The organism is Bacillus sp. GMa5/1 (genome assembly GCF_050172015.1).
GTDB lineage: Bacteria > Bacillota > Bacilli > Bacillales > Bacillaceae_G > Bacillus_A > Bacillus_A cereus.
Window position 1 is genome coordinate 1 of the sequence record NZ_JBNLYC010000130.1, and the last position, 11950, is coordinate 11950.

Below are 11950 nucleotides of genomic sequence, written 5' to 3' on the forward strand. Positions count from 1 at the left end.
ATTATCTCTTAAAAAAAGCATATTAATATTCTCTAACTGCTCAATTGGGTGAATACTTTCAATTGAATTAGACGTTAAATCAACGTACTTCAAACCTCTCAACTTCGAGATGGCTGATATGTCTTTTACATTAGACTCTCGTAACGTCAACTTCTCTAAGTTTGTCATATACTCTAAACCAGTTATTTTATTTATTCCTTTACCTGAATAAATGGATAACGTTTTAATTTGTAATAAATCTTTCTTTGTGATTGGCGCATCTACATTATCTCTATTTAAGTTATATTTATTAATATATTTTTGTAATTGCTTATCTAATATTACATTTCCGTTTTCATCTTGTTGCTCCTCTTTATTTTCCTTTTGTTTTTCTGGAACATTGTTCTCTAAATTCAATGTATTTACTTCAAACTGTACTTGGTACTTATTATCATAGGCCATTGTTGGAATATAAATATGCATTCGCATATTATATCTTTTTCCTAATTCCCCTACTTCAAACTGAATCACTTTCGTTCCATTTTTCTTTTTATCTTCTGATATTACTTTCACATCATGAAACACACCTGGAGTATGAATATCCTCTGTTTTCAAGTATTGAAAGAAATCACTATCACTTAATGTTGCTGTTACAATTTTCTTTCCATTCTCAATTGTTAATTTCGGATCCTTTATATAAACAGCTGCCATAGACTCTTCATTCGTTTTATCTTTATACGCTTTAATAACAGCGTCATATGTACCATCTTCTAAACCTTGTCCAGTTTTATTCGCCTCAATTGCTACTGCCGCTAAAGCAGGTGTTGAATAAACAGCAAACGGAAGTGATAACGCTGCCGCTATAATCATTGCATTTATACGTTTTCTTTTATTTTGTTTCAACTTTACATCTCCTCCGAAATATATAATTCGAAATGTAATCATTTCTCGAATAAATGATAATGATTTTCATTATCATTGTCAACTAGGAAAATAAAAAGTTTACAAAAAAAGAACCTCTTTAAAAGAGGTTATGCCATTTTCTCACCTGATTCTTCTCTAAAAAAGCTTTTCATCGCATGAAATACGTCTGCTTTTTGCTTTAAAATATAGTATCTAAAGTTTTCATCTTTAATATTTTTATAGGCTGACATGAGTGTACTATGGCGGTTGTACTGGTTCACTTCCCCATACCCAAACATATTACACTTCTTCATTAGCTCTTCAACAAGTTTTACACATCTAGCATTATCTGATGTTAAATTATCACCATCTGAAAAATGGAATGGATAAATATTATAGCGGTCTGGTGAATATTTATTATCGATAAGTTCTAATGCTTTTTTATATACGGAAGAACATATCGTTCCGCCACTTTCTCCTTTTGAGAAAAATTCTTCTTCTGTAACGACTTTCGCTTCTGTATGATGAGCAATAAATTCAATATCAACTGTTTCATACTTTGTGCGTAAAAATCTTGTCATCCAGAAAAAGAAGCTACGTGCCATATATTTCTCCCATATTCCCATCGATCCACTCGTATCCATCATCGCTAATACCACAGCTTTTGAATCTGGCTTTAATACTTCATTCCAAGTGCGGAACTTTAAGTCTTCTTGGTGAATTGGATGAAAAGATGCTTTACCACTCATTGCATTTCGTTTATATGCGGATATCATTGTTCTTTTCTTATCGATATTTCCCCATAATCCTGTTTTTCTAATATCATTAAATTCAACATGTTCAATCCGGTTTTCATCCATTTCTTTTCTCTTTAAATTAGGCAGTTCTAACTCTCTGAAAAACGCTTGCTCTAATTCTAAAATAGAGACTTCAGCTTCATAGTAATCTTCCCCAGCTGCATCTCCTGCTCCTTGCCCTTTTCCTGGCCCTTTTTGTTTTTGACCACCTGATCCATCTCTCGCAACGACATCACCAACTTTGCTGTCACCGTTTCCTTGCCCAACATGTTTATTTTTATCATAATTGTATCTAATCTTATATTCATCTAGAGAACGAATTGGTATTTTTACAACATCCTTGCCATTAGACATAACTATACTTTCTTCTGTTACAAGATCGGGTAAATTATTTTTAATTGCCTCTTGTACTTTTTCTTGATGGCGCTGTTGGTCGTCATATCCTTTGCGATGGAGGGACCAGTTTTCCTGTGAAATCGTATAATTTGGTTGATTTTCTTCGCCCATTCCTTTCCCTCCTTACTGTAATTGTCTTCCTGTATGAACAGCAATCTATAAATTTTGTTCTGTAATGTGCAAGCTAGAATGTTTGAAAGGTAACTGCCCACAGAAAATCATCCCATAAACATTTATAACGTTTTTCATACAATACCCCGAGCATCCTAAACAAAATTTTGCCACTCACATAATAGAAAGAAATATTCAGCCACTGATAAGAAAGAAACACAATGCATTGTTGCACACATTTTTACTTTGCAACATATTGTATTGTGTTGGCTTTTTTCGTATGAATGGTTGGTTACTCTATCATATGCATATTGTAAAAATAATTGACAATAAATTCATAAAATTGCATCTTAATTTATTATATTTGGACAAGGTATGACACTTTATACACATATGAACGGATAATAAAACGCTGTCCCGCAAAATACAAGAGACAGCGTTTTGTTATCAAACTATCTGTTTAACAAGCTACCTACATAGCGTAGTAATTCATTTGCTGAAGAAGAATTATAGCCATGCTCATCAATTAAACGCGCAACAACATCATTGATTTTCTTAAGCTGATTTTCGTCCGGCGTTTTCGTTGATGTTGTAATTTTCACTATATCTTTTAAATCAGCAAATAGTTTTTTCTGAATCGCTTCACGAAGACGTTCATGTGAATTATAATCAAAGCGTTTTCCTTTACGGGCATAAGCAGAAATGCGAATTAAAATCTCTTCACGGAACGCTTTCTTAGCATTTTCTGAAATTCCAATTTGCTCTTCAATTGAGCGCATTAATTTTTCATCTGGACTCATTTCTTCTCCTGTTAACGGATCACGTAATTTCGATTTATTGCAGTACGCCTCGACGTTATCTAAGTAATTATCCATAAGCGTCTTAGCTGATTCTTCATATGAATAAACAAACGCTTTTTGTACTTCTTTCTTCGCGATTTCATCGTATTCTTTTCTCGCTAATGAGATGAAATTCATGTAACGTTCACGGTCTTCATTACTAATGGATGGATGCTGATCTAGCCCATCTTTTAAAGATCTAAGTACATCTAACGCGTTAATAGATGGTACCTCTTTTCGAATGATTGTAGACGAAATTCGGTTAATGACATAACGAGGATCAATACCCTTCATACCTTCATCTTGATATTCGCGTTGTAATTCTTCTACATCAATCGCATTATAACCTTCTACCGTTTCTCCATCATATAAACGCATCTTTTTAATTAAATCAATATCCGGACGCTTCGGATCTTTTAAACGAGTTAAAATAGTGAACATTGCTGCAACGCGAAGTGTGTGTGGTGCAATGTGAACATTCGATACATCACTTTCACGAATCATTTTTTCATAAATATGTTCTTCTTCACTTACCCGTAAATTATAAGGAACTGGCATTACAATAATTCTTGAGTGCAATGCTTCATTTTTCTTATTTGCTATAAATGAGCGATACTCTGTTTCATTCGTATGCGCTACAATTAATTCATCTGCTGAAATAAGCGCAAATCTTCCCGCTTTGAAATTCCCTTCTTGCGTAAGCGATAATAAGTGCCATAAAAACTTCTCATCGCATTTTAACATCTCTTGGAACTCCATCATTCCTCGGTTTGCCTTATTTAATTCTCCATCAAATCGATACGCACGCGGATCTGATTCTGAACCATATTCTGCAATCGTAGAAAAGTCCAGACTACCTGTTAAATCTGCAATATCCTGTGATTTTGGATCAGACGGGCTAAATGTACCAATCCCTGTACGGCGATCTTCAGAGAAGAAAATACGCTCTACAACTACATCCTCAATTCTTGATCCGTATTCTTGCTCTAAACGCATGACATTTAGTGGTGATAAATTCCCTTCAATTCTAACCCCATACTCATCAAAGAAATCATCTCGTAAATGATGTGGAATTAAATGCAGTGGATCCTCGTGCATTGGACATCCTTTAATTGCAAAAATTGCTCCGCGATCTGTTCTTGAATATGTTTCTAATCCTCGTTTCAACATTGTAACTAACGTTGATTTCCCTCCACTAACAGGACCCATTAATAATAAAATTCTTTTTCTAACATCTAATCGTTTTGCAGATGGATGAAAATATTCCTCTACAAGACGTTCTAGAGCATCCTCTAATCCAAAGAGCTGATTACTAAAGAAGTTATACTTTCTTCTACCATCAACTTCTTCAATTCCAGCATCTTTTATCATATTGTAAATGCGAGAGTGTGCTGTTTGAGCCACCCATGGTCTTTCTTTCACAAGCTCCAAATACTCCGCAAACGTACCTTCCCATTGTAAACGCTCTTCTGCTGCTCGATGCTGTTCAATCTTTTTTAGAATATCCATTATAGCTCCTCCCCCATCTCCTTGTTCAATCGGATTATTATAAAAGGTATGCTAGGATGTCCTTAAACATTCTTTAAATCAAAACGAAATATATAATAGCACACTAAAATTCTCTCCAAAATTCAAAGAAAATTCTGTATAATATAGGTATTAACGTTTTTACACTGCTATTCATTATAAATAAATTCTTTTCTTCTAAGAACCTTACATACATTTTGGGTAATAAATAAAACTCATGAACCGAAAAAAGTAAGGAGGATATTAGTATGAAATTATTATTAATTTTAGGTGTATCACTCACATTTCTTACAGCTATTTTTACATCCGGTTACAATGACAAACCAGGTACACATAAAAAATGATGTGCTTTTAGCACATCATTTTTTTTATTTATAATACATATTTTCCATATCATATTTGGATAGTGGTCGGCTATAATAATAACCTTGTACAAGCTTCACATTCTTTTCTTTCAAAAACTGTATTTGCTCCTTTTTTTCTACTCCTTCTGCAATTACATTTAATTCTAAAGTATGAGCTAAATGAATAATTGCAGCTGTAATATTCGTATCACGTTCATCTATATGTATACCTTCCATAAAAGAACGATCAATTTTTAAAGTATCAATTGGATATGTTTTTAAATAACTTAAAGATGAATAGCCTGTTCCAAAATCATCTAAATGAATCTTTAAATTTTGCTCTTTTAATTGTAGTAACACTCTCTTCGATATATCTTTATGTATAAGAGCTCCTTCTGTAACCTCTATCGCTAATAAATGAGTTGGTACATTGTACTTATTTAAAGCCCGTGTAATCATCTCTATTAATGTAATAGAACGAAAGTGTCTAGCTGAAATATTAACTGCAATTGGGACCACATCATACCCTTTATTTAACCATTCGCGCAATTGCTGACACACTTGATTTACTACCCATTCATCCAGCTTAATAATAAATCCTGTTCTTTCTGCCAACGGAATAAATTGGTTTGGAGAAACAAATCCTAATTCCTTATTCTCCCACCTTATTAAAGCTTCCATACTAGCTATCTTTTTCGTTTCAATATTAATTTGTGGCTGATAATATAAGAAAAATTCATTTTTTTCTATAGCACGATGTAATTGATTTTCTATTATAAACCTTTGTTCACGCTCACAGTCTAATCCACTACAATAAAAATGATAATGTCCTTTTCCTTTTTCTTTTGCTTTTTCTAAAGCAGCATCGACTCTCTGAAATAGTATTTTTTCATCTTCTCCATCTGCTGGAGCCATTACAATTCCAATTGACGCGCTTAAATATACATCTTCTTCTTCGATTACAAAATATTCACTAATGTTTTTTAATATGCTTTTTGCAACTTCCTCTACATATTCTTTCGTTATATTTTCTATCAACATAACAAATTGATCATCGTGTTCTCTAAATAAGTGCATATCTTCTATTTTTAGATTACTTAAACATTCTGTAACTTTTTTTAATACTTTATCTCCCTCTTTATGACCAAATGTATCATTAATACGATGAAACTCATCTAAATCTATAAATACAAGTGCAAAATTTACACTCTCATTTAAAAAAGTATTTAACTTATTTGTACATGAAATTCTATTCATTAATCCCGTTAACTGGTCATAGTAAGCTAAATATTCTGTTCGCATTTCGTTTAATACTTGCCTTGTAACATCTCTCGTAACAATATAAATCCCAACAATTTCACCGTTCACAATAATCGGGATAGTTCTCAAAGAAATATATAGCTCGTACCCTTCTTTATGAACATATTTCTTTGAAACAATTTGTCTTGCTTTTCCTTGCATCGATCCCTTAAATATAATTTGAAAATCTTTTTCATATTCTTTATTAATGAATTCAAAAATAAATTTATTATTTAATTCCTCATACCGGTATCCAAATATTTCATACGTTGCCGGATTTGCATATGTAACTCTCCCTATAGAATCTATAGATATAATTGAGTCATTATTATATTCCAGTAACGACTTAAATAACATTTGTTTTTCCTCTATCTCTGTCTTCTCCTCAATTTGAGCTGTAATATCTCTTGTAATACAAATAACAAATTGACATATTCCTTCTTCGTCGCAGACAGGATTAAGTGAAGATTCATAATGTATCTCACCTTTTGGTAAATTGACTACATCACAAAAGGTGTGTGCTTTCGCTTCTCTCACTACTTTTGCATATTGCCTTTGCAATATCCCCGCTATATCTTTTGGTAATACTTCTGCAAAAGTTTTTCCATAGCACTCTTCGCTTAACCTAGCATAATCCATTTCTATTTTATTCACATACATATATTGATTCGTTTCATTATCAATAACTTTCAATATGAATACTAAATCTTGAATAGCATGTAATAATCCTTGTCTAATTAAATCCATATCTATCATACTTAAAAAGGTATTTTGATTACTATATTCTTCCTTCATATTTATCTCAACCCGTCTTATCTATTTTTAATCATATATCCCATTCTATATGATTATGTCCCCTCTTTTAAATGTATGATTATATATTATTTTTATTTTATAAAAAAAGTCGCCATATGGCGACTTTTAATAAACGATTTCTAAATCTAATCCAGGGTAATTTTGTTGACGGAACGCTTCATAAATTAAAATTGCTGCTGTATTAGATAAATTTAATGAACGTACTTTATCTGTCATTGGAATACGTAAACAATGATCAAAGTTTTCTTCGATTACATTAGCTGGTAAGCCGTTTGTTTCTCTTCCAAATACAAAATAGTAATCCTTCTCGCGCTTGCTATAGTCAAACGCTGTATGAGCTTTCTCGCCATACTTTGTTAAATAGAAGAATTCACCGTCTTTATTTTTTTCATAAAATTCTTCAATTGAATCATAGTACGTAATTTTTACGTGCTGCCAATAATCTAATCCTGCACGCTTTAACATTTTATCATCCGTTGAAAATCCAAGCGGTCTAATCAAATGTAATTCTGTTCCAGTTGCTGCACAAGTACGAGCAATATTCCCTGTATTTGCTGGAATTTCTGGCTGATATAAAACAACATGTACTCCCACGCGATATTCACCTCTGTTTTTTGTCTACTACGTATTATACCACTTGAGCGAAAAATCTCTACCCATTAATAATATGAAAGAATTTATATTTCATTTGTGGTGTATATTTACTAGAGTCTTCATAGTTCCAATAACGTCGACGGCTATTCGCTGAATGTGCATTTACAAGCGGCATACCATCTGCATCTTTTGCTACTACAATCGTCGTATGATTCCATCTTCCGTCATCCTCGAAATCATAAGCAATGACATCTCCAAGAATAAGTTCTTCTGGCCTCTCTACCGCCTCTGCTCGAAGTCCTGTTGTAGCACCTGACAAATACCAATAAAAAGAATGTGCAACAGCCCAGCTCCAGCTCCACTGATTCTCCCTTTGCCACCATCCTTTACGAATATTAGGATATCCGCTCATAGGTACTTCTCCAGTATGAAGACATTGAGAAATGAAATTCGTACAATTATCAGGGAAATTACGATACATAGGATTTCGGTCATCCCACCAACGCTCTGCATATTTCACTGCCTCTAAACGATTATACTGATAAGAACCGTACTTCTCTTTCGTAATTTCCCTTTCTAATGTCTCACCCATTCTAATTTCTTCTGACACTTCAATAGCATAATCGCCTATAATCCGACTATTATTTAAACAAACTCTTCGTTTTAATTGTTCCTCTTCAATATAAAATAATTCTTTATGCTTAATTAAATATTTAAAATGCATTTGATAATCAATTTCTTGATGGTCATTACTATTTAATTGTCTAATGAAAGAAACATCCGCAGTTGCTTTCACTATATGTGCACTACGTCTTTGAAACAATTGTTTCTTTCTCAGTGCCATTTGTAGTAAATCCTCAGCAATACCATCCACATTCGTTCTTTTCTCCGTTATATATGCTAAAAATTGTTGTACTTGGTTTTCAATCTTCGTTTTTACAACCATTCTGTCTCCCTCCCATATTACAATATGAAAAAGGGAAATATTATCTACTCTTTTTTCTGTGCTAACAATTCAAGCCCGCGATTCATTTCATGAAGCACTTCTTCATCTTTCTCACGTTCCATCGCTTTCTCAATCGCTTCGCCTACTCCATCTCCGCCAATTTTCCCAAGTGCCCATGCTGCCGTTCCGCGTAGTACTGGTCTTGGGTCATCTTTCATAACACCAATTAAATCAGGAATTGCCGATGTTTCTTTAAAATGTGCTAATGCTAAAATCGCATTTCTTTGCAGTGGCTTTTTCCCTCTCCATGACCCTGACATAATCCCATATTTCTCTTTAAAATCACGATTACTAATTGTTAAAAGTGGCGTTAATAATGGTTTAACTAGCTCAGGATCCGGCTCCATCTCAGGATGATTATGAAAATCCATTCCTTTGTTTTTCGGGCAAACAGTCTGACACGTATCACATCCATATATACGATTTCCTATTTTATCGCGATATTCTTCAGGTAGGAATCCTTTCGTCTGTGTTAAAAACGCAATGCACTTCTTCGAATCTAACTGTCCCCCCTGTATTAAAGCACCGGTAGGACAAATATCGATACATTTCGTACAGCCCCCGCATTGATCTTCTATCGGCTTATCTGGCGGGAATGGAACATTTGTAATCATTTCCCCTAAGTATACGTACGAACCAAATTCAGGTGTAATAATAGAGCAGTTTTTACCGCTCCATCCAATGCCTGCACGCTCTGATACAGCTCGATCACTTAATTCACCTGTATCAACCATGGACTTCACTTCTATATCCGGAAGTTTTTCAATTAAATATGCTTCTAATTTTTGCAAACGATCTCGTAAAACAAGATGATAATCTTGTCCCCAAGAAGCACGACAAAAAATCCCACGGCGTTCTCCACGCTTACTTAATGGTGCATTTTTTAATTTTGAAGGATATGCTAAAGCAATCGCAATAATTGATTTAGCACCCGGTAATAACAGTTGCGGATTCGTTCTCTTCTCTATATCAGGCTCTTCAAATCCAGATTGATAATTTAATTGTTGTTGCTGGATTAAGCGCTGCTTTAATTCCTCAAAAGGAGAAGCACTCGCAAAGCCTATTTTATCTATGCCAATTGTTTTACTATACGCAATTACATCTTGCTTTAATTGTTCAAAATCCACTCTTAATCGCCTCCTCAGATGAATCCATCCCTTATGTAACGACTCTATTGGTTAGTAATTCACTTTTGGAATACTATTATTCACTTCTATTTTCGCATGTAATTAGGTTTTTCAAACATTAAAAAACGCAATGCCTCGTTTATCTCGGAAACGAAACACTGCGTTGATCACAATTTATAGAAAAACATTTAATAAAATTTGGAGCGGGTGAAGAGAATCGAACTCTCGACCAGAGCTTGGAAGGCTCTTGTTTTACCACTAAACTACACCCGCAAATATGAATTACATATAAGATATTAGAATAACTTATGTAAAGTAGTATAGCATGTAAAAAAAGTAGAGGCAAGAATTTTATCGAAAAAAGTCGAAAAAGTGATGAGAGACCTCATCACTTTTTCAATTCTTTATCAATTGCCTTCTTCATACTATCGAAATCAGGGTTTGCAAGATTTCCGTTTACATATACAGAAGGAGCACCTTGAACTTTTAATTTTTGAGCACGATCTGAATCTTTACGTACTTTTTCTTTAATGTCTTTACTGTGTAAATCTTTCTTAAATTGCTCTACATCAACTTTTGGAAGTTTCTCTTTCACAATGCTAAGAAGCAAATCTTCTGTAATCCATTCTTCCGTATCTTTCTTTTGATTTTGATAAATCTCATCATAGAAGATCCAGAATGAATCTTTATCTTGTTTATAAATTGCTTCACCAGCTGCTGCACCTAAATCCGAGTCTTTTCCGATAAATGGGAAGTTAATAAAATATAACTGCACTTTGCCTTTATCAATATACTCTTCTTTTAATCGAGGTAATACTGTTACATCCCAAGTACGACAAGCAGGACATTTAAAGTCTCCAAATTCAACTACCTTGACTGGAGCATCATCTTTCCCTAAAGATTGTTGCGTAGAATAAGCAAACATCTCATTCCCTTTATCTTTTTTGTCATTTATGATGCTATACGCAATTGTTCCAATTACAATCAATACTGCGATAGAAAAAACTATACCAAGAGCCATGAGTTTATTTGATTTCATATACATTCCTCTTTAAATTCATATTCTGTATACAGCATTGTACACAATACACATAATATCAACACTTATATACGTCACGCAATGAACACGCTCACATAAATTACAAAAACACAATAATTGTGACGATATTGTGTCACAATTTGTCACAATTTATTCAAAAAAAGAAGCTCCTCTGTAGGAACTTCTCTTAACTTACTGCTTTTTTACGCGCGCTATTTAACATCGACTGCTCTATTTTTATATCATGACGAATTACTAATTTCTCACTAACTGCTTGAACATACTCATCATGGCTTATATAGCCTTCTTTCTCCATTAGTCTCAAAACGACATTTCGTCTCTCTACTGCTTTATCATAGTTTTGGGCAGGTGAGTAATAAGCAGGTGCTTTTACTACAGCAGCCATCATTGCACTTTCAGCCAACGTTAATTGGTTCACCTTTTTACCGAAGTAAAGGTTTGCTGCTTTTTCAATTCCCCACGCTCCTTCTCCATAATAAATATTACTTACATATAATTTTAAAATTTCATCCTTCGTAAATGTGCGTTCAATTTTTTTCGTATAAAAAATCTCTTTCCACTTACGAGAAAATGTACGTTCATTTGTTAAAAAAGCATTTTTAGATAGCTGTTGTGTAATCGTGCTTCCTCCTTGCACGACACCACCAGCCTTTATATTCTCAACTGAGGCTCTAATAATTGCTATATAATCTAAACCGTTATGATGATAAAATCTTTTATCTTCTGTCGCAATAAATGCATGTGTTAATGATTCTGGCACCTCTAACTTAGCCGGTACATGTAATTTACTAATATCACTTTTCTCAATCATTACATTTCCAATGAATAATAACGTACAACTTAACAATAATAATAATATAATGGCTTTATAAAAAAGTTTAGTCATTGGATTTAATGCAACTTTTTGATGATAGTTCACCCTAGATAATACTCGTTCTTTCATCTTGAACACCTCTTTTCCACACAGCATATAACTCTTACTTTAAGAATACATTGTTGTAAAAAAATATCCCATCGATTTCTCTTACACGTACCTTACATCATTGTAAGGTATAAAGTGAAACTTTAATGAGCCCTCATCAATCAGGCTTACTGCCCAGCAAATAGTGGGATAAAAAAGTATTGTATCACAGTATTTTTTTATCTACTATT

The 11950-nt window shown here is 33.5% G+C and carries 9 protein-coding genes and 1 tRNA gene; all 10 read right to left on the bottom strand.

Annotated elements, in window-relative coordinates; all coding sequences use genetic code 11:
- The coding region (locus ACQGSG_RS22035) for an NEAT domain-containing protein (RefSeq protein WP_426948013.1) at positions 1–882 on the bottom strand (882 nt) is incomplete at its 3' end.
- 128 nt (positions 883–1010) lie between these two features.
- Positions 1011–2186: a sporulation protein YhbH gene (gene yhbH, locus ACQGSG_RS22040; RefSeq protein WP_000503520.1), complete on the bottom strand. Its 1176-nt coding sequence runs from the start codon at positions 2184–2186 to the stop codon at positions 1011–1013.
- A gap of 452 nt (positions 2187–2638) precedes the next feature.
- Complete coding sequence (locus ACQGSG_RS22045; RefSeq protein WP_000353273.1) at positions 2639–4534, bottom strand: PrkA family serine protein kinase; 1896 nt, start codon at positions 4532–4534, stop codon at positions 2639–2641.
- Between the two features lie 386 nt (positions 4535–4920).
- Positions 4921–6990: a sensor domain-containing protein gene (locus ACQGSG_RS22050; RefSeq protein ID WP_426948015.1), complete on the bottom strand. Its 2070-nt coding sequence runs from the start codon at positions 6988–6990 to the stop codon at positions 4921–4923.
- A 126-nt stretch (positions 6991–7116) separates the two neighbouring features.
- Positions 7117–7605, bottom strand: coding sequence for a tRNA (uridine(34)/cytosine(34)/5-carboxymethylaminomethyluridine(34)-2'-O)-methyltransferase TrmL (gene trmL, locus ACQGSG_RS22055; protein WP_000538147.1), 489 nt, complete (start codon positions 7603–7605; stop codon positions 7117–7119).
- 58 nt (positions 7606–7663) lie between these two features.
- Positions 7664–8551 (bottom strand): amidase domain-containing protein, encoded by an 888-nt coding sequence (locus tag ACQGSG_RS22060; protein ID WP_098568307.1) that lies wholly within the window; start codon positions 8549–8551, stop codon positions 7664–7666.
- A 44-nt stretch (positions 8552–8595) separates the two neighbouring features.
- The gene (gene queG / locus ACQGSG_RS22065) at positions 8596–9738 is read right to left on the bottom strand and encodes a tRNA epoxyqueuosine(34) reductase QueG (protein ID WP_000345216.1); all 1143 of its coding nucleotides are present in this window, start codon (positions 9736–9738) and stop codon (positions 8596–8598) included.
- A 199-nt stretch (positions 9739–9937) separates the two neighbouring features.
- A tRNA-Gly gene (locus tag ACQGSG_RS22070) sits at positions 9938–10011 on the bottom strand.
- A gap of 115 nt (positions 10012–10126) precedes the next feature.
- Positions 10127–10777, bottom strand: a complete 651-nt coding sequence (locus ACQGSG_RS22075) for a DsbA family protein (protein WP_000841306.1) — start codon at positions 10775–10777, stop codon at positions 10127–10129.
- Between the two features lie 187 nt (positions 10778–10964).
- Positions 10965–11741, bottom strand: coding sequence for a transglycosylase domain-containing protein (locus tag ACQGSG_RS22080; protein WP_000664715.1), 777 nt, complete (start codon positions 11739–11741; stop codon positions 10965–10967).
- Between the last annotated feature and the right edge of the window lie 209 nt (positions 11742–11950).

Bases quoted from the DNA above. Each gene is read 5' to 3' on its own strand.
- yhbH (WP_000503520.1), bottom strand. From the start codon at position 2,186: ATGGGCGAAGAAAATCAACCAAATTATACGATTTCACAGGAAAACTGG.
- ACQGSG_RS22045 (WP_000353273.1), bottom strand. From the start codon at position 4,534: ATGGATATTCTAAAAAAGATTGAACAGCATCGAGCAGCAGAAGAGCGT.
- ACQGSG_RS22050 (WP_426948015.1), bottom strand. From the start codon at position 6,990: ATGAAGGAAGAATATAGTAATCAAAATACCTTTTTAAGTATGATAGAT.
- ACQGSG_RS22060 (WP_098568307.1), bottom strand. From the start codon at position 8,551: ATGGTTGTAAAAACGAAGATTGAAAACCAAGTACAACAATTTTTAGCA.
- ACQGSG_RS22075 (WP_000841306.1), bottom strand. From the start codon at position 10,777: ATGAAATCAAATAAACTCATGGCTCTTGGTATAGTTTTTTCTATCGCA.
- ACQGSG_RS22080 (WP_000664715.1), bottom strand. From the start codon at position 11,741: ATGAAAGAACGAGTATTATCTAGGGTGAACTATCATCAAAAAGTTGCA.